Annotated in this window: 19 protein-coding genes; 11 read left to right on the forward strand and 8 right to left on the reverse strand. The window is 55.3% G+C overall.

Annotated features, from left to right (window positions below; all coding sequences use genetic code 11):
• Positions 1-112: 112 nt before the first annotated feature.
• From DAI21_RS08225 to DAI21_RS08245, 5 genes are all read left to right on the forward strand, one after another.
• Positions 113-514 (forward strand): YgiW/YdeI family stress tolerance OB fold protein, encoded by a 402-nt coding sequence (locus DAI21_RS08225; protein ID WP_100778912.1) that lies wholly within the window; start codon positions 113-115, stop codon positions 512-514.
• A gap of 119 nt (positions 515-633) precedes the next feature.
• Complete coding sequence (gene parC / locus DAI21_RS08230; protein WP_107702829.1) at positions 634-2892, forward strand: DNA topoisomerase IV subunit A; 2259 nt, start codon at positions 634-636, stop codon at positions 2890-2892.
• Between the two features lie 122 nt (positions 2893-3014).
• The gene (gene plsC / locus DAI21_RS08235) at positions 3015-3752 is read left to right on the forward strand and encodes a 1-acylglycerol-3-phosphate O-acyltransferase (RefSeq protein ID WP_100778914.1); all 738 of its coding nucleotides are present in this window, start codon (positions 3015-3017) and stop codon (positions 3750-3752) included.
• Positions 3753-3809: 57 nt separating this feature from the next.
• On the forward strand, positions 3810-5222 hold the full coding sequence (gene ftsP / locus DAI21_RS08240) for a cell division protein FtsP (protein WP_100778915.1): 1413 nt from the start codon (positions 3810-3812) through the stop codon (positions 5220-5222).
• Positions 5223-5404: 182 nt separating this feature from the next.
• A complete protein-coding gene (locus tag DAI21_RS08245; protein WP_107702830.1) occupies positions 5405-7576 on the forward strand; it encodes a YgiQ family radical SAM protein in 2172 nt (723 codons plus the stop codon).
• A 56-nt stretch (positions 7577-7632) separates the two neighbouring features.
• Here DAI21_RS08245 and dkgA read toward each other — a convergent pair whose 3' ends face one another.
• Positions 7633-8460: a 2,5-didehydrogluconate reductase DkgA gene (dkgA, locus tag DAI21_RS08250; protein ID WP_100778917.1), complete on the reverse strand. Its 828-nt coding sequence runs from the start codon at positions 8458-8460 to the stop codon at positions 7633-7635.
• A 104-nt stretch (positions 8461-8564) separates the two neighbouring features.
• Complete coding sequence (gene yqhD / locus DAI21_RS08255) at positions 8565-9728, reverse strand: alcohol dehydrogenase (protein WP_100778918.1); 1164 nt, start codon at positions 9726-9728, stop codon at positions 8565-8567.
• Here yqhD and DAI21_RS08260 point away from each other — a divergent pair.
• Together DAI21_RS08260 and DAI21_RS08265 are read left to right on the forward strand one after the other, a co-directional pair.
• On the forward strand, positions 9708-9926 hold the full coding sequence (locus tag DAI21_RS08260) for a hypothetical protein (protein WP_102104772.1): 219 nt from the start codon (positions 9708-9710) through the stop codon (positions 9924-9926). The genes yqhD and DAI21_RS08260 overlap by 21 nt on opposite strands.
• Entirely contained in the window at positions 9923-10822 is a 900-nt protein-coding gene (locus DAI21_RS08265) for an AraC family transcriptional regulator (RefSeq protein ID WP_100778920.1), read from the forward strand. Before DAI21_RS08260 ends, DAI21_RS08265 begins: the two co-directional genes overlap by 4 nt.
• A gap of 36 nt (positions 10823-10858) precedes the next feature.
• Here the strand turns inward: DAI21_RS08265 and yghB are convergent, their stop codons facing one another.
• Positions 10859-11518 carry a DedA family general envelope maintenance protein YghB gene (yghB, locus tag DAI21_RS08270; RefSeq protein ID WP_100778921.1) on the reverse strand — a complete coding sequence of 220 codons (660 nt, stop codon included), beginning with the start codon at positions 11516-11518 and terminating at the stop codon, positions 10859-10861.
• A 142-nt stretch (positions 11519-11660) separates the two neighbouring features.
• On the reverse strand, positions 11661-12848 hold the full coding sequence (gene metC / locus DAI21_RS08275; RefSeq protein WP_107702831.1) for a cystathionine beta-lyase: 1188 nt from the start codon (positions 12846-12848) through the stop codon (positions 11661-11663).
• A 251-nt stretch (positions 12849-13099) separates the two neighbouring features.
• Between metC and exbB the strand changes: the two genes are divergently transcribed.
• On the forward strand, positions 13100-13831 hold the full coding sequence (gene exbB, locus DAI21_RS08285) for a tol-pal system-associated acyl-CoA thioesterase (RefSeq protein WP_107702832.1): 732 nt from the start codon (positions 13100-13102) through the stop codon (positions 13829-13831).
• 6 nt (positions 13832-13837) lie between these two features.
• Positions 13838-14263: a TonB system transport protein ExbD gene (gene exbD, locus DAI21_RS08290; RefSeq protein WP_107702833.1), complete on the forward strand. Its 426-nt coding sequence runs from the start codon at positions 13838-13840 to the stop codon at positions 14261-14263.
• A gap of 128 nt (positions 14264-14391) precedes the next feature.
• Here the strand turns inward: exbD and DAI21_RS08295 are convergent, their stop codons facing one another.
• The 3 genes from DAI21_RS08295 to DAI21_RS08305 form a co-directional block, all read right to left on the reverse strand.
• Positions 14392-15288 (reverse strand): SDR family oxidoreductase, encoded by an 897-nt coding sequence (locus DAI21_RS08295; RefSeq protein WP_100778925.1) that lies wholly within the window; start codon positions 15286-15288, stop codon positions 14392-14394.
• A 90-nt stretch (positions 15289-15378) separates the two neighbouring features.
• Positions 15379-15843: a cytoplasmic protein gene (locus DAI21_RS08300; protein ID WP_100778926.1), complete on the reverse strand. Its 465-nt coding sequence runs from the start codon at positions 15841-15843 to the stop codon at positions 15379-15381.
• Complete coding sequence (locus DAI21_RS08305; protein ID WP_095283367.1) at positions 15836-16240, reverse strand: hypothetical protein; 405 nt, start codon at positions 16238-16240, stop codon at positions 15836-15838. Before DAI21_RS08305 ends, DAI21_RS08300 begins: the two co-directional genes overlap by 8 nt.
• Positions 16241-16342: 102 nt before the next feature.
• Between DAI21_RS08305 and DAI21_RS08310 the strand changes: the two genes are divergently transcribed.
• Positions 16343-16846 (forward strand): ESA_00282 family adhesion-associated protein, encoded by a 504-nt coding sequence (locus DAI21_RS08310; protein ID WP_100778927.1) that lies wholly within the window; start codon positions 16343-16345, stop codon positions 16844-16846.
• Positions 16847-16916: 70 nt separating this feature from the next.
• Here DAI21_RS08310 and DAI21_RS08315 read toward each other — a convergent pair whose 3' ends face one another.
• A complete protein-coding gene (locus DAI21_RS08315) occupies positions 16917-17957 on the reverse strand; it encodes an aldo/keto reductase (protein ID WP_107704232.1) in 1041 nt (346 codons plus the stop codon).
• An 82-nt stretch (positions 17958-18039) separates the two neighbouring features.
• Here DAI21_RS08315 and yghX point away from each other — a divergent pair, with 82 nt between their 5' ends.
• Positions 18040-18927, forward strand: a complete 888-nt coding sequence (yghX, locus tag DAI21_RS08320) for a YghX family hydrolase (protein WP_107702834.1) — start codon at positions 18040-18042, stop codon at positions 18925-18927.
• Positions 18928-18951: the final 24 nt, after the last annotated feature.

Consider the following 18951-nt stretch of genomic DNA (forward strand, 5'->3'; position numbering starts at 1 on the left):
CCCCTGTGACATCATGCTGTACAGCAAAAAAATTTAAATTTTCCCCTTAAGAAGTTGTTAAGGTTTACCCTGTTTAATGGCGTTCTAAACAACATTAAAGGGAGAGATAACGATGAAAAAATTCGCAGCTATTACGGCAATCATGATGATGACCACGGCTCCGGTATTTGCTGCAGAAGGCGGCTTTAACGGTCCATCTGCAACGCCTGCACAAACCCAAACCCAGCAGGGCGGATTTGTGGACAATAACGCTAACCTGACCACCGCGGCCAAAGTCAAAGATCAGAAGGACGACAGCTGGGTCAAACTGCGCGGTAACATTACCGAGCGCCTGTCCGACGACCGCTACCTGTTCCGCGACACCACCGGTACGGTGAATGTGGAAATTGACCACAAACGCTGGAACGGACAGACCATCACCCCGCAGGATCAGGTCGAGATTCAGGGTAAGGTCGATAAAGAGTGGAATGAGTTTGAAATCGACGTCAAACAAGTTATCAAACTGAACAAATAATGACGAAAAGGGCCGATTCTGCGGCCCTTTTTCTTTGTGACTCAACTCGTCAGATAGGGTAGTATCTGCGGCAATATTGCCTGAAACCCACAGGTTTCTGAGTTGAGGAATGACATTTAATGAGCGATATGGCAGAGCGCCTCGCGCTACATGAATTCACTGAAAACGCCTATCTGAACTATTCCATGTACGTCATCATGGACAGGGCACTGCCGTTTATCGGCGATGGCCTGAAACCTGTTCAGCGTCGCATCGTTTACGCGATGTCTGAGCTGGGCCTGAACGCCAGCGCCAAATTCAAAAAATCCGCCCGTACCGTAGGTGACGTGCTGGGTAAATACCATCCGCACGGCGACAGCGCCTGTTACGAAGCGATGGTGTTGATGGCGCAGCCGTTCTCCTACCGTTATCCGCTGGTCGATGGCCAGGGAAACTGGGGGGCACCGGACGATCCGAAATCCTTCGCCGCGATGCGTTACACCGAATCGCGCTTATCAAAATATGCAGAACTGCTGCTCGGCGAACTCGGCCAGGGCACGGTGGACTGGGTGCCAAACTTCGACGGCACGATGCAGGAGCCGAAAATGCTGCCTGCCCGTCTGCCGAATATCCTGCTGAACGGCACCACCGGCATCGCGGTTGGCATGGCGACGGATATTCCGCCGCACAACCTGCGCGAAGTGGCGAAAGCCGCCATTACCCTGATTGAACAGCCGAAAACCACGCTGGATGAACTGCTGGATATCGTGCAAGGGCCGGACTATCCGACCGAAGCGGAGATCATCACCTCCCGCGCTGAAATCCGCAAAATCTACCAGAACGGTCGCGGATCTGTGCGCATGCGCGCGGTGTGGAATAAAGAAGACGGCGCCGTGGTCATTACCGCGCTGCCGCACCAGGTGTCCGGCGCGAAAGTGCTGGAGCAGATCGCCGCCCAGATGCGCAATAAAAAGCTGCCGATGGTCGACGACCTTCGCGACGAATCGGACCACGAAAACCCGACGCGTCTGGTGATTGTCCCACGCTCTAACCGCGTCGATATGGACCAGGTGATGAACCACCTGTTCGCCACTACCGATCTGGAAAAAAGCTACCGCATCAACCTGAACATGATCGGTCTGGATGGTCGTCCGTCGGTGAAAAACCTGCTGGAGATCCTGACTGAGTGGCTGGCGTTCCGTCGCGATACGGTACGCCGTCGTCTGAACTATCGTCTGGAAAAAGTCCTTAAGCGCCTGCATATCCTCGAAGGTTTGCTGGTGGCGTTCCTCAATATCGATGAAGTGATTGAGATCATTCGCACCGAGGATGAGCCGAAGCCCGCACTGATGTCGCGTTTTGGCATTAGCGAAACCCAGGCTGAAGCGATCCTCGAACTGAAATTGCGCCACCTCGCCAAACTGGAAGAGGTGAAAATTCGCGGCGAACAGAATGAGCTGGCGAAAGAGCGCGATCAGCTGCAGGCGATTCTGGCGTCAGAACGCAAGATGAGCAATTTGCTGAACAAAGAGTTGCAGGCGGATGCGGAAGCCTTCGGCGACGACCGTCGTTCACCGCTGCAGGAGCGCGAAGAAGCGAAAGCGATGAACGAGCACGACATGCAGCCGTCTGAGCCGGTGACTATCGTGCTGTCCCAGAGCGGCTGGGTGCGTAGCGCGAAAGGCCACGATATCGACGCGCCGGGCCTGAGCTACAAATCCGGCGATAGCTTCAAATCGGCGGTGAAAGGCAAGAGTAACCAGCCGGTGGTGTTCCTTGATTCCACCGGGCGCAGCTACGCCATCGACCCGATCACGTTGCCGTCGGCGCGCGGGCAGGGCGAGCCGATCACCGGCAAGCTGACGCTGCCACCGGGTGCGACCGTTGATCATATGCTGATGGAAGGTGAAGAGCAGAAGCTGCTGATGGCCTCCGATGCCGGTTACGGTTTCATCTGTACCTTCAACGATCTGATTGCCCGTAACCGCGCGGGTAAAGCGATGATCAGCCTGCCGGATAACGCCCACGTTATGCCGCCGCTGGTGATTGAGAACGACAGCGATATGCTGCTGGCGATCACCCAGGCTGGACGGATGCTGATGTTCCCGGTCAGCGACCTGCCGCAGCTGTCGAAAGGCAAGGGCAACAAGATTATCAATATCCCGGCGGCGGAAGCCGCAAAAGGCGAAGACGGTCTGGCGCATCTCTTCATTCTGCCGCCGCTAAGCACGCTGACCATTCATGTCGGCAAGCGTAAGATCAAACTGCGTCCGGAAGAGTTGCAGAAAGTGGTGGGCGAGCGCGGGCGTCGCGGCTCGCTGATGCGCGGGCTGCAGCGTATCGACCGCGTGGAGATTGACTCTCCACTGCGTGCGAAATCGGGCGATAGCGAAGAGTAATGTGCCTCTCCCCCTCTGTTCGGGAGGGGGTTCTCGCTAAAATTATCTGTCTTTACACAAAGTCCTTACCTGGCTGGCATTGGAGTATATAATTGTCAGCTGTTAGGGCTTCTGAGGTCGCTATGCTATTCATTGTTCGTGCAATTCTCACCGTTATCTACTGCATTCTGGTTTGCGTGTTCGGCTGCATTTACTGCCTGTTCAGCCCGCGCAACCCGAAGCATGTCTCCACCTTTGGCCGCATGTTTGGTCGACTGGCGCCGCTGTATGGCCTGAAGGTCGAAACCCGCTTGCCGGAAGGCGCAGAAAATTTCGGCAACGCCATCTATATCGGTAATCATCAGAATAACTACGATATGGTCACCGCCGCGAACATCGTGCTGCCGCCAACGGTCACGGTGGGTAAAAAGAGCCTGCTGTGGGTGCCGTTCTTCGGCCTGCTGTACTGGCTCACGGGTAACTTGCTGATCGATCGTAATAACCGCGCCAAAGCGCACAGCACCATTGCCGAAGTGGTCAATCACTTTAAGAAACGCAAAATCTCTATCTGGATGTTCCCGGAAGGGACGCGCAGCCGTGGTCGCGGCCTGCTGCCGTTTAAAACTGGCGCGTTTCACGCCGCAATTGCTGCAGGTGTGCCAATTATTCCTGTGTGTGTTTCCAATACTTCGAATAAAATTAACCTTAACCGCCTGAAAAACGGGCTGGTAATTGTTGAGATGCTGCCACCCGTGGACACCAGCAAATACGGTAAAGACCAGGTGCGTGAACTGGCTGCCCATTGCCGTGAGCTGATGGCGCGTCAAATCGAAGTGCTCGACAAAGAAGTCGCAGAGAGAGAAGCCTCCGGCAAGATTTAACCGGAGTTTCAGGGAAATGAATTCCCGCGTTTTATCGTCGTTTCACATGGAGCAAATATGTCACTCAGTCGGCGTCAGTTTATTCAGGCTTCGGGAATCGCCCTTTGTGCTGGCGCGGTTCCGCTGACAGCCAACGCCGCCGGGCAGCAACAGCCGCTGCCTATTCCGCCGTTACTGGAATCTCGTCGTGGGCAACCGCTTTTCCTTACCATGCAGCGCACGCACTGGTCCTTTACCCAAGGCACGCGCGCATCGGTCTGGGGGGTGAATGGCCGCTATCTTGGGCCGACGATCCGCGTCTGGAGCGGGGATGATGTAAAGCTCATTTACAGCAACCGCCTGGCGGAAAACGTCGCCATGACCATCAGCGGATTGCAGGTCCCCGGCCCACTGATGGGCGGCGCGGCGCGCATGATGACGCCGAGCGCGGACTGGGCACCCGTACTGCCGATTCGCCAGAGTGCCGCGACCCTGTGGTATCACGCGAACACGCCAAACCGCACGGCGCAGCAGGTCTACAACGGTCTGGCCGGAATGTGGCTGGTGGAAGACGATGTGAGTAAATCGCTGCCGATCCCGAACCACTACGGTGTCGATGATTTCCCGGTCATCATTCAGGACAAACGCCTCGATAACTTTGGCTCGCCGGAGTACAGCGAGCCGGGCAGCGGCGGTTTTGTCGGCGATACGCTGATGGTGAACGGCGCGCAAAGCCCGTACGTCGAAGTCTCTCGCGGCTGGGTCCGTCTGCGTCTGCTGAATGCGTCCAACTCCAGGCGCTATCAGCTGCAGATGAGCGATGGCCGCGCGCTGCATGTGATCTCCGGCGATCAAGGCTTTTTACCTGCGCCAGTTTCCGTCAAACAGCTGGCGCTGGCGCCGGGTGAACGGCGTGAAATCCTCGTCGATATGACCAACGGGGATGAAGTGTCGATTACCTGCGGCGAGGCGGCGAGCATCGTGGATCGTATTCGCGGCTTCTTCGAGCCGTCGAGCATTCTGGTGTCTACGCTGGTGTTGACCCTGCGTCCGACGGGCCTGTTACCGCTGGTGACGGACAGCCTGCCGATGCGTTTGCTGCCGGAGGAGATCCTGAGCGGGACGCCGGTGCGCAGTCGTGATATCAGCCTCGGCGACGATCCGGGGATCAACGGTGCGCTGTGGGACGTCAATCGTATCGATATTACAGCGCAGCAGGGCACCTGGGAGCGCTGGACGGTGCGTGCGGAGATGCCGCAGGCGTTCCATATCGAAGGGGTGAGTTTCCTGATCCGTAACGTCAACGGCGCGATGCCGTTCCCGGAAGATCGCGGCTGGAAAGACACGGTCTGGGTCGATGGGCAGGTAGAGCTGCTGGTCTACTACGGACAGCCTTCGTGGCCGCACTTCCCGTTCCTGTTCCACAGCCAGACGCTGGAGATGTCGGATCGCGGTTCCGTAGGGCAGCTGCTGGTGAATCCGCTGGTGTAGCACGCTTTTACAGGCCGGGCGGTGACTTCGCCTTACCCGGCTTACAGAATCCGCGAACCCAGGCACGCTAAGCGCAGCGCTACCGGGCGAGCGGCGAAAATGCCCGCATAATACCCCTTCATTTCATGTATAAATCCAGCGTATAATCCCCGCCCTTTGTCTATTTTTTCTTCGGAAGCATTATGAGCGCAATATCCCTGATCCAGCCGGATCGAGACCTCTTCTCCTGGCCCCAGTACTGGGCAGCCTGCTTCGGACCGGCGCCATTCCTGCCGATGTCCCGCGAAGAGATGGACCAACTGGGCTGGGACAGCTGCGATATTATTCTGGTGACGGGCGATGCGTACGTCGATCACCCGAGCTTCGGCATGGCCATTTGTGGCCGTATGCTGGAGGCGCAAGGCTTCCGCGTAGGGATCATCTCCCAGCCAGACTGGAACAGCAAAGATGCGTTCATGAGCCTCGGCAAACCCAACCTATTCTTCGGTGTTACTGCCGGGAACATGGACTCGATGATCAACCGCTACACCGCCGATCGCAAACTGCGCCACGACGATGCCTACACCGCCGATAACGTCGCCGGTAAGCGTCCGGATCGCGCCACGCTGGTGTATACCCAGCGCTGCAAAGAAGCATGGAAAGACGTGCCGGTCATCCTGGGGGGAATCGAAGCGAGCCTGCGCCGTACCGCGCACTACGATTACTGGTCTGATACCGTGCGCCGTTCGGTGCTGGTGGATTCCAAAGCCGATATGCTGATCTTCGGCAACGGCGAGCGTCCGCTGGTGGAAGTGGCGCACCGTCTGGCGCAGGGCGAACCTGTCGGTAACATCCGCGATGTGCGTAACACGGCGATCATGGTGAAAGAAGCGCTGCCGGGCTGGAGCGGGGTGGATTCCCGTATCATCGATATGCCGGGCAAAATCGACCCGATCCCGCACCCGTATGGCGAAGATTTGCCGTGTGCGGACAACAAACCGGTCGAACCGAAGAAAGCCGAAGCCAAAGCCGTAGTCGTGCAGCCGCCGCGCCCAAAACCGTGGGAAAAAACCTACGTTCTGTTGCCGTCCTTTGAAAAAGTGAAAAGCGACAAGGTGCTTTACGCGCACGCGTCACGCATTCTGCATCATGAAACTAACCCAGGCTGCGCACGAGCGTTGATGCAAAAGCACGGCGAGCGCTATATCTGGGTTAACCCGCCAGCCATTCCGCTCTCAACCGAAGAGATGGACAGCGTGTTTGCACTGCCGTACAAACGCGTGCCGCATCCTTCCTATGGCAATAGCCGAATTCCTGCCTACGAGATGATCCGCTTCTCGATCAACATCATGCGCGGCTGCTTCGGCGGCTGCTCGTTCTGTTCGATCACCGAGCACGAAGGGCGCATTATTCAGAGCCGCTCTGAGGATTCGATCGTTAACGAGATCGAAGCCATTCGCGACACGGTTCCGGGCTTTACCGGCGTGATCTCCGATCTGGGCGGCCCGACCGCCAACATGTATATGCTGCGCTGCAAATCACCGCGCGCGGAGCAGACCTGCCGCCGTCTGTCGTGCGTCTATCCGGATATTTGTCAGCACATGGACACCAACCACCAGCCGACGATCAACCTGTATCGTCGCGCCCGCGATCTGAAAGGCGTCAAGAAGATCCTTATCGCCTCCGGCGTGCGTTACGACATCGCCGTGGAAGATCCGCGCTACATCAAAGAGCTGGCGACCCATCACGTTGGCGGCTATCTGAAGATCGCCCCTGAGCATACGGAAGAAGGCCCGCTGTCGAAAATGATGAAGCCGGGCATGGGCAGCTACGATCGCTTTAAAGAGCTGTTTGACACCTATTCGAAACAGGCGGGTAAAGAGCAGTACCTGATTCCCTATTTCATCTCTGCGCACCCTGGTACGCGCGATGAGGATATGGTGAATCTGGCTCTGTGGCTGAAGCAGCGTCGTTTCCGTCTCGATCAGGTGCAGAACTTTTATCCGTCGCCGCTCGCTAACTCGACGACCATGTATTACACCGGCAAGAACCCGCTGAGTAAAATTGGTTACAAGAGTGAAGATGTGGTGGTGCCGAAAGGTGACAAACAGCGTCGACTGCATAAAGCACTGCTGCGATATCACGATCCGGCCAACTGGCCGCTGATCCGTCAGGCGCTGGAAGATATGGGTAAAAAGCATCTGATTGGCTCGCGCCGCGAATGCCTGGTGCCTGCGCCGACGCTCGATGAGATGCGCGAAGCGCGTCGCCAGAACCGCAATACGCGTCCGGCACTGACCAAACACACGCCTGTTGCGCATCAGCGCCAGACGCCGGTGGCGAACAAAAAACGCGGGAAAGTGGCAGGGCGCTAAGCCTGTCGTCCGGCAATAAAAAAGCCCGACGTTTGTCGGGCTTTTGAACGAGGGTGTTACCCCCCAAACTGATCCGGATCTGGCCCCAACCGCTTGCCCTGATCCAGCTTCGCTATCTCGCTTAACTCCTCTTTATCCAGGCGGAAATCCCAGACGTCGAAGTTCTCGGCGATACGCGCCGGGGTGACCGATTTCGGGATCACCACCAGACCGCTGTCCAGATGCCAGCGAATGACGATCTGCGCGGCGGTTTTGCCGTACTTCTCGGCCAGGTCGCGAATAATTTTCTGATCGAACACGCCTTCGCCACCCTGAGCCAGCGGGCTCCAGGATTCGGTCTGAATTTTGTGCGTGGCGTTCCAGGAGTGCAGCTGACGCTGCTGCATGAGCGGATGCAGCTCAATCTGGTTGATCACCGGCGCGACGCCCGTTTCATCAATCAGCCGCTGCAGATGATGGATCTGGAAATTACAGACGCCAATGCTCTTCACCAGCCCCTCTTTTTGCAGATCGATCAGACCTTTCCAGGCCTCAACGTAGTGATCGATTGCCGGAACTGGCCAGTGCATCAGATAGAGATCGACGAAATCGAGCTGGAGTTTTTCCAGGCTTTCCAGCAGGGCTTCGCGTGGGCGTTTCTGGTCGTCGTTCCACAGTTTAGTGGTGATGAATAACTCATCGCGCGGGATGCTGGCGCTGGCCAACGCTTTGCCGACGCCGTCTTCATTTTTGTACGCGGCGGCGGTATCGATAGACCGATAGCCGACTTCCAGTGCTTTGTGAATGGCGGACACGACCTCGTCATTACCGGCTTTCCATACGCCCAGTCCCAGCTGGGGCATGACGTTGCCGTCCTGAAGCTTAATTACGGTTTGGTTTGCCATTTTTCCTCCTCCATTTGCTCATCACCGGGGGTGTCCCCGGTGATGTGGTGTGCATTAAGTCTGGACGAAATGTCAAAAAACGAAAGGCGGGATGACAAAAACGCTTAGCGGGCCGCTTCGTAAATGCGACGGCTGACGTCCAGCGTAATGTCGTGATTCTCGCCCAGTTGCGTCATGCCGTGCTCTTCGAGTTTGGCCAGCAGGGCAGGGATAGAGCTGCCATCCAGGCCGTAACCGGAGAGGCGAGTCGGCACGCCCAGCTGCTCGAAGAAGTTACGGGTCGCCGCGATTGCCGCGTCGATACGCTCGTCTTCAGAACCGGAAGTGATGTTCCATACGCGCTCTGCATACTGCAGCAGTTTGGCACGTTTGGTGTCGCGTTTTTCATTCCACAGGGCAGGCAGAACCACCGCCAGCGTCTGGGCGTGATCGAGGCCGTGCATCGCGGTCAGTTCGTGGCCCAGCATATGGGTCGCCCAGTCCTGCGGCACGCCTGCGCCAATCAGACCGTTCAACGCCTGAGTCGCGGCCCACATCACGTTTGCGCGCACATCGTAGTTTTCTGGCTCTTGCAGCGCTTTCGGGCCGTCTTCTACCAGCGTCAGCAGAATGCCTTCCGCGAAGCGATCCTGAATTTTGCCGTTGACCGGGTAAGTGACGTACTGCTCAACCGTGTGAACGAAGGCATCCACTACGCCGTTAGCCACCTGACGTGGCGGCAGGGTGTAGGTGTAAACCGGGTCGAGCACCGCAAACACAGGCTGAACGTGTTCGTTCATGAAGGCCTGTTTGTCACCGGTGGTTTTACGGGAGATGACCGCGCCTTTGTTGGATTCAGAACCGGTCGCAGGCAGAGTCAGTACAGAGCCCATAGGGATGGCGCTGGTGATTTTGCTGCCGCCGGTCTGCAGGATTTCCCACGGGTCCACGCCGTCGGCGTAATGGGCCGCAGCCGCGATGAACTTGGTGCCGTCGAGAACTGAACCGCCGCCGACCGCCAGCAGGAAGGTGATGTTCTCTTCACGGGCGATGTTAACTGCGTTCATCAGCGTTTCGTAGGACGGGTTTGGCTCGATGCCGCCGAACTCACGTACGTCCACGCCTTCCAGCGCACTGTACACCTGGTCCAGCACGCCGGTTTTTTTGACGCTACCGCCACCGTAAGTGATCAGGACGCGCGCCCCAGCTGGGATCTGGTCGCGCAGATCGGCGATGGCGTCTTTACCAAACAGAATGCGGGTTGGGGTATGCAGATTAAAATTATTCATTGCTCGTTCCCTTATGTGGGTGAAAAACGTGGCGGCGTCGATGGCTGCCTGATGGTGCCCATTGTGGCCATCGAAGGCACGCCTCTCAATGCACATTCCTGCCGTTGTCTTGCCCATTTCTACAGAGGGCTGGAGAAAATGCGAAAAGGTGCGCAAACTGGCAACAATGGAAACCGTATCGGGAGTAAACCTGAATGAACCGCGATGAGATTTGCCTGCAATTGACGGGGCAAATTAACAGACTGAAAGATAAAGAAAATACGCTCACTGAGCTGTTGCCGGATATCCGTCTTTTATACGGCACACAGCCCGGCACGCGCACGCCGGTGATGTACCAGCCCGGCATCGTATTTCTCTTTTCAGGCCATAAAATTGGCTATATCAATGAGCGCGTGTTCCGTTACGACACCAACGAATATTTACTCCTCACAGTACCTTTACCCTTTGAATGTGAAACCTATGCGACTGAGGCCGTTCCGCTGGCGGGCATTCGCGTCAACGTCGATATTCTCCAGCTTCAGGAACTGCTGATGGATATCGGCGAAGACGAACTGTTCCAGCCCGCGATGGCGGCGAGCGGCATTAACTCCGCGACGCTCTCCGATGAGATTCTGTGCGCCATTGAGCGCCTGCTGGACGTTATGGAACGCCCGCTCGACGCACGTATTCTCGGCAAGCAGATAATCCGCGAGATCCTCTATCACGTTCTGATGGGACCGGGAGGCGGGGCGCTGCTGGCGCTGGTGAGCCGTCAGACCCATTTCAGCCTCATCAGCCGCGTATTAAAACGTATTGAGAGCCAGTACACCGAAAACCTGAGCGTGGATGAGCTGGCGTCAGAGGCCAATATGAGCGTCTCGGCGTTCCACCATAACTTTAAATCCGTCACCAGCACGTCGCCGTTGCAGTACCTGAAAAGCTATCGCCTGCACAAAGCGCGGATGCTGATGATTCACGATGGGATGAAAGCCAGCGCTGCGGCGATGCGCGTTGGGTATGAAAGTGCGTCGCAGTTCAGCCGTGAATTTAAACGCTATTTTGGCGTGACGCCGGGGGAAGATGCGGCGCGTATCAGAACGATGCAGGGAATGTAAAGCGTCCTCTCCCTGGGAGGGAGAGGGCGGAAGAAATTAGACGTTACAGCATTTCTTCTTGATCACCACAAACAGCGTCCCGACGAGGCCTGCAACCAGCAGGAAAATCGGCAGGATCATCAGGAAAGTCATCACCTGATCTTCGTGGTGCTTCACAAACGGGATCATGCTTAGGGCATAACCCAAAGAGGTCACAACGCCGACCCACAGCAGGGCGCTCAGCCAGTTGAAGAACTGGAAGCGGCGGTTCGACAGGCCAGAAATCCCGGCCATCGTTGGCAGCAGGGTGCGAATAAACGCCAGAAAACGTCCGGCGAGCAGAGCCAGCAGGCCGTGGCGGTCAAACATGCAGGTGGCGCGCTCGTGGTATTTCACGGGCAGTTGCGCCAGCCAGCCTTTTACCACACGCGTATTGCCGAGCCAGCGGCCCTGCACATAGCTCAACCAGCAGCCGAGGCTGGCGGCTGACGTTAAAATCACGATCGTGGGGGCGAAGTCCATAACGCCTTTACCGATTAACGCCCCGGCTAATAACAGCAGGCTGTCGCCCGGAAGAAACGAGGCGGGCAGCAGACCGTTTTCCAGAAAAAGCGTGGCGAACATAACGAAATAAACAACACCTACAACGTGCGGGTCCGCCAGCGCTGCAAAGTCGTGTTGCCAGAGCGCAGCGATAATATCTTGAATGACAGCCATGGACTTTCCTGTGGAACAACTGATATGTGGCTATTGTACTCCTGATTTCGCCCAGTGGGGTTGATCGGGGACCCAACAAATGCAGTCTTTTCTGCTGCACGTGTCTGTAAAACGGTCCGGGAGTACATTTACAGCCCGCACTCTACACGATGCGTTCGAAACCTGCCGATAAATCCGCGATCAGATCATCAACATTTTCTAAACCGATGTGCAGTCGGATCAGTGTGCCGGTAAAGTCGATTTCTCCGCCCGGGCGCAAACCGGCAAGTTGTTCAGGCTGATTCGGCAGAATGAGCGATTCAAAGCCGCCCCAGGAGTAAGCCATGCTAAAGAGCGAGAAGTTATCCAGGTAGGCGGCCAGCTCGTCGTTACTCAGTCGCTTATTGAGAACAAATGAGAACAGACCGCTGCTGCCCGTAAAGTCACGTTTCCAGAATTCGTGGCCTTTGCTGCCCGGTAGTGCAGGGTGATTCACGCGAGCGACTTGCGGATGTTGCGCCAGCCATTCGGCCACTTTCAGACTGCTTTCGTGATGCTGACGTAGACGCACGCCCAGCGTACGAAGCCCGCGACTGGTCATATAAGCGGTATCAGCATCTACCATCTGCCCCATCAGGTACGCATTTTCGCGCAGTTGATCCCAGCAGCGGGCGTTAGACACCGCCGTGCCAATCATGCCGTCTGAGTGGCCAATCAGGTATTTCGTTGCCGCCTGAATCGAGATATCGATGTCAAAATCGAGGGCTTTAAACAGCACGCCCGCCGCCCAGGTGTTATCGATCATGATGATAGCTTCTGGCGCCACGCGACGCACCGCGCGGACAATCGCCGGAACGTCATGCACTTCCATGGTGATAGAGCCGGGAGATTCCAGGAACACAATGCGCGTATTCGGCTGGATAAGCTCCGCAATACCTTCGCCGATCAGCGGATCGAACCAGCCGGTGGTGACACCCAGACGGGTCAGAATTTTGGTGCAGAAATCCTGGCTTGGCTCATAGGCGGTGTTGGTCATCAGGATATGATCGCCCTGTTCAACGAACGCCAGAATCGTATTCGCTACCGCAGCAGCACCGCACGGGAACAGGGCACAGCCGACGCCGCCTTCCAGCTCGCACATCGCTTCCTGCAATGAGAAATGGGTCAAAGTGCCGCGACGCCCGTAAAACAGCTCGCCTTTCGCGCGGTTGCGGGTGGCGTGTTTCTTGGCCTCAACAGTATCGAAGACCAGCGAGGAGGCGCGTTGAATCACGCTATTTACCGAACCCTGAGTGTACTTTTTACTGCGTCCTGCCTGCACAAGCGTGGTATCAAGATGCTTCTCTGTCATGTTCGCTAAACCTGTTTTTATCCGTCTGGACGTCCAGACTACCACGATTGCGAAAATCTGCACCCGGATGCTTAGCGAATAAGCACAATATTTTATGAAAAATACGCATAAGAAATTTTTACTGCGTAAGCGCAAGGAAAATGAGCGAAATTTACGGCACTATGCAAATACTAATGAGAACTACTATCAATTCGACGTGGTTTTGATATTATTATGCTCAGAATTTGTGATTTGCGTCCTGGAGATACAGAGTGGGTAATAATTTGATGCAGACGGATCTCTCCGTTTGGGGCATGTATCAACATGCTGACATCGTGGTTAAGATTGTGATGATCGGCCTGATTCTGGCGTCCGTGATCACCTGGGCAATTTTCTTCAGCAAAAGCGTTGAGCTGATTTCTCAAAAGCGCCGCCTCAAGCGCGAGCAACAGCAGCTGGCTGAAGCACGCTCGCTGAATCAGGCACTTGACATCACCTCCGCGTTCCATGCGAAAAGCCTGACCACCCAATTAGTCAACGAAGCTCAGAACGAACTGGAACTCTCCGCAGGCAGTGAAGATAACGAAGGCATTAAAGAGCGTACGGGCTTCCGCCTGGAACGTCGCGTTGCCGCCGTGGGCCGTCACATGGGCCGCGGAAATGGTTATCTGGCAACTATCGGTGCGATCTCCCCGTTCGTGGGTCTGTTTGGTACCGTGTGGGGCATCATGAACAGCTTCATCGGTATTGCTCAGACGCAAACCACCAACCTCGCCGTAGTGGCACCGGGCATCGCGGAAGCGCTGCTGGCAACGGCTATCGGCCTTATCGCTGCTATTCCGGCGGTGGTTATCTATAACATCTTCGCGCGTATGATTGGCAGCTACAAAGCCACGCTCGGTGATGTTGCCGCACAGGTTCTGCTGCTGCAAAGCCGCGATCTCGACCTCAGCGCCAGCTCCGTTAAGCCGGTACATTCTGCTTCGAAACTGCGTGTAGGTTGATACGTTATGGCAATGCGTCTTAATGAAAATCTGGACGATAACGGCGAAATGCACGAAATCAACGTAACGCCGTTTATCGACGTTATGCTGGTTCTGCTGATTATCTTCATGGTGGCCGCGCCTCTGGCGACGGTGGACGTGAAGGTGAATCTGCCGGCCTCTTCCAGCCAGCCGCAGCCGCGTCCGGAAAAACCGATTTACCTGTCGGTGAAAGCTGATAAATCGATGTTCCTGGGCAACGACCCGGTCACCGATCAATCCGTTATTCCGGCACTGGATGCGCTGACCCAGGGCAAAAAAGACACTACCGTCTTCTTCCGCGCGGATAAAACCGTCGACTACGAAACCATGATGAGAGTGATGGATACGCTGCACCAGGCGGGCTATCTCAAAATCGGACTGGTCGGCGAAGAGAAAACGGTGGCGAAATAAACGTAAAAACGGCAACGCAAGTTGCCGTTTTGTTTTCTCTCTTTCGTGAGTAACGTGTAAGAGAAAGTATCAGGCGGGACAAACCCGCAGGCGCCATTTACGTAGCACCTCCGGGCAGACCGACAGCATTATCCTAAATGCTCCCCACCGCACACGCCGTGCACTTCCGCCGTAACGTAGCTCGACTCCTGACTCGCCAGATAGACATACACTCCAGCCAGTTCAGCAGGCTGCCCCGCACGTTTCATCGGCGTCTTCTGACCAAACTGCGGAATTTTCTCCTGCGTCTGGCCGCCAGAAATTTGCAGTGCCGTCCAGATCGGGCCAGGGGCAACCACGTTTACGCGAATGCCTTTCTCTGCCACCTGTTTTGCCAGCCCACGGCTGTAGTTCAGTATCGCCGCTTTCGTCGAGGCGTAATCGAGCAGATGCGGGCTTGGCTGATAGGCCTGAATGGACGAGGTGGTCACGATGCTGGAACCGGCTGGCAGGACGGGAATTGCCTCCTGTGTGATCCAGAAAAGTGCCAGCACGTTCACCGCGTAGGTTTGCGTAAACTGTTCGGTGGTCAAATCGGCAATCTTCTCGACAGCGACCTGTTTACCGGCAACCAGCGCCAGCGTATCCAGCCCGCCCAGCGCTTCGCGGGCTTTATGCACCAGCGAGCGGGCAAAGGACTCATCGCTCAGATCGCCTGGAATCAGCACCGCTTTTCGGCCCGCCTCTTCGATCAGCTGTTTGACCTCCTGGGCGTCCTCTTCTTCCGCTGGCAGATAGTTAATCGCCACGTCAGCGCCTTCACGCGCGTAAGCAATGGCGGCGGCGCGCCCGATACCGGAATCACCCCCTGTCACCAGTGCCTTACGATCCTGGAGCCTGCCGCTACCTTTGTAGCTCTTCTCGCCGCAGTCGGGCACGGGCGTCATCTTCGCTTGCACGCCAGGCGCTGGCTGCTTTTGCTTAGGGTAGTCGCCGGTGTAGTACTGGGTGGTTGGGTCCTGGATATGTGTCTGATGTTTTGACATAAGGCCTCTCCTGTTGGGTGAGTTAGGCCATTAAGTGTAGAAGAGCGAGAGGAGGAGGTTGTCGTATTCGGGGGAATCTGACTGGTGAGGCTATTTCGGCTCTGCAGGCGCGTGGGAAGGGGCGTCCACTTTTGCCGCCAGCGCATCTTCATCGAGAGCGACGGTCGTGACGTTCGAGGTGTGATAGCCACCGTCAGCCAGTTTGCGCGTCAAACGCAGCGTGGAGGCCTCTCTGGAGAGCAGATGCTGGTAGTTACTCTCAATGCGGCCCATGATTTTATCTTTCAGTTCGGGCTTGAGGGAGATGACCGCGTTAATCATCGCGCCATAAATCTCTTCTTTCACCTGCAACGAGTAGATCTCGCGGCGATTTTCCCACTTCAGGCGAACCAGCGCGGCCGGGATCGATACCATATCTTGCGCAATGCGGGTCATCTCGTCATTTTTATGTTTTATTAATGCGTCGAGATTTTGCTTTAAGATAAACTCATCGCTTTTATGGTTATCTAAAGTCAAATAAACGTTATTATCTTCAACTTCTTTCACGTTAATCATCCTCTAGTTTATAAAAAATAGGGTTGTTTTTTTCTCGGGTAATTAGATTAAGCCAAATTTCGTTGCCAGCTTCGTTTATTTCTTCGGTTTTTTCAGCCATTATTTGACTTAATGTTTGAGCGTCTATTTCTCCCTCGGCCTGCAGGTCGTTAAGCAGGTGGGCAAAGGCTTCAATCTTCACCACGCGAAATAGCCGATCTTTTATATGGCGGTCATGCTCTTCTAACAGCATATTACGTGATTTACCGGTACGGGTAACACCAATTAATATGTCAGCCTCAAAATCGGATAGTTTTCTTTTTCCCTGAGTGAAATTAGCATTGCTTTCTGCTTCCGCCGATTTAGGGACCACAGAGGCGATGTGGTACCGGACCGGCACAAGATTGTCGGGCAGCATTTTAATATCCTTTAATTTCAACAGGGTAGGTTCAAATAGGGCGTGAGATTCGTTGACAATAACATGAGGCAAATTTAAAATCAAAAAAAATGGAGCCATCCCATGAACAGCATTTTTTATTCTGTCATTACATTGCTATTGCTTACCGCTGGTGTTCTTTTATTGATGCGTGAGTTCAATAAAACGAAAGACTTACAGCAAACTGGCGAGTCATCCCAGCCGATTCCGATGACCAAAGAAGAGGGTGAGGACCATTTCTCACTGCTGATGAATGCGATAACGCCGGTATGGTACTGGCGCGTCAATCATGAATATATCGACTTTCTTCATGCCACAATTAAGCGGATGAAGATGACGGAAATAAACGACAGACCTGGTCTTTTTGAAGCCCAGCGTCGCTGCAGCGATCTGAACTCGGCGGTCTATAAATATTATGACAATATCAAAAAGCGCTGCCTGAATGGTGAGAAGGTCTCGCATTCCGATCTGGACGTGCTGAATTTACGTCAGTGTTTCCGCGAATTCAGTCTGGAAGCCTATCCGGAGCTGGTGGTGCTGGTCTGGCCGGAGTACGAGCGCCCGGTGGTGGATCCTGCGACGGTGTAGGCTTTGCAGGCCCGGTGGCGCGACGCTTACCGGGCCATGAGAGGCGACGGAGGGCATCACGCCGCGTTCTCTATTTATCTGACGATGTCTGCCACAAATTCAACTCTCCATCCGCGACATGCTGATCAATCCTCTTCAACTCATCGTCGCTAAAGTGCAGATTTTGCAGCGCCTGAATGTTCTCTTCGATCTGCTCAGGGCGGCTGGCACCGATGAGCACAGACGTCACGCGCTCATCTTTTAGCAGCCAGCTCAGGGCCATCTGCGCCATTGACTGCCCGCGCGCCTGCGCCATTTCATTGAGCAGTCGCAGGCTGTTCAGGTTCGCGTCGGTCAGCATCTTCTCCGTCAACCCGCGCACCTTTTTGCCTTCACGCTGCATACGCGAACCATCCGGAATACCGTTCAGGTATTTGCCCGTCAGCAGCCCCTGCGCCAGCGGCGTAAAAGCAATACAGCCGGTGCCGTTTGCCACGAGGGTATCCAGCAGGCCGCTTTTATCCACCCAACGGTTTAACAGGTTGTAGGACGGCTGATGGATCAGCAGCGGAATTTTCCACTCGCGCAGCAGTTCAGTCATTTTCTGCGTGCGTTCCGGCGAATAAGAGGAAATCCCCACGTAGAGCGCTTTCCCGCTCTGAACAGCCTGTGCCAGCGCGGCGGCGGTCTCTTCCATCGGCGTGTTTTCGTCAACGCGGTGGGAATAGAAAATATCGACATACTCTACGCCCATGCGTTTCAGGCTCTGGTCGAGACTGGCGAGCAGATACTTCCGCGAACCGCCAGACCCGTACGGGCCAGGCCACATGTCGTACCCGGCTTTGGTGGAGATAATCAGTTCATCGCGATACGCGGCAAAATCCTCGCGCAGCAGACGACCAAAATTCTCTTCCGCGCTGCCTGGAGGCGGACCGTAGTTATTCGCGAGATCAAAATGGGTAATACCTGAATCAAAGGCTTTGCGCAGCAGTGCGCGCTGGCTGTCCAGCGCCTGAACGTGACCAAAGCTGTGCCACAATCCAAGTGATAGCGCGGGCAAACGCAGGCCGCTCTTCCCGCAGTAACGGTACTGCATGGTGTCGTAGCGGCTTGAAGTAGGGGTCCAGGACATGATATCTCCTTTTTTAGTGATGAATTTTCGAAACAGCGTTTTCATTCTATCCTTATAAAATCACAATTCCTGGAGATATGCGATGACCCGGCTGACCGCGAAAGATTTTCCGCAAGAATTGCTCGATTACTATGACTATTACGCCCACGGCAAAATAACCAAACGCGAGTTTCTCAATCTTGCGGCGCGCTACGCGGCAGGCGGTGTCACGGCGCTGGCGTTATTCAATATGCTCAAACCGAATTACGCCCTTGCCGAACAGGTGAAATTTACCGATCCCGATATTTTGCCGGAATACATCCACTACCCTTCACCCAACGGACACGGTGAAGTGCGGGGTTATCTGGTGAAGCCTGCGAAGACGACGGGAAAAGTGCCAGCGGTGGTCGTTGTCCATGAAAACCGCGGTTTAAATCCGTATATCGAAGACGTTGCTCGCCGGGTAGCGAAGGCGGGATATATTGCGCTGGCACCGGATGGATTAAGTTCCGTCGGCGGATATCCTGGGAATGATGAAGAGGGGAAAGTGCTGCAGCAGAAAGTGGACCCCACCAAATTAATGAACGATTTCTTTGCCGCCGTGGAGTTTATGAAAAAGCATCCCGATGCGACGGGCAACGTGGGGATTACCGGATTTTGCTACGGCGGCGGCGTCTCGAATGCCGCCGCGGTGGCCTATCCGGAGCTGGAGTGCGCGGTGCCGTTTTATGGCCGCCAGCCCGCCGCGGCGGATGTCCCGAAAATCAACGCGCCGCTGCTGCTGCACTATGCCGAGCTGGATAAAAACATCAACGAAGGCTGGCCAGCGTACGAAGCCGCTCTGAAAGCGAATAATAAAGTCTATGAAGCCTATATTTACCCCGGCGTAAATCATGGCTTCCATAATGACTCAACCCCACGTTATGACGAGCCCGCAGCGGAGCTGGCATGGAAACGGACTCTGGGATGGTTTGAGAAATATTTGAAGTAATATGAATTTAATGTTTCAAAAAAG

Source organism: Lelliottia sp. WB101 (assembly GCF_003051885.1).
In the GTDB taxonomy this organism is placed as follows: Bacteria; Pseudomonadota; Gammaproteobacteria; order Enterobacterales; family Enterobacteriaceae; genus Enterobacter; species Enterobacter nimipressuralis.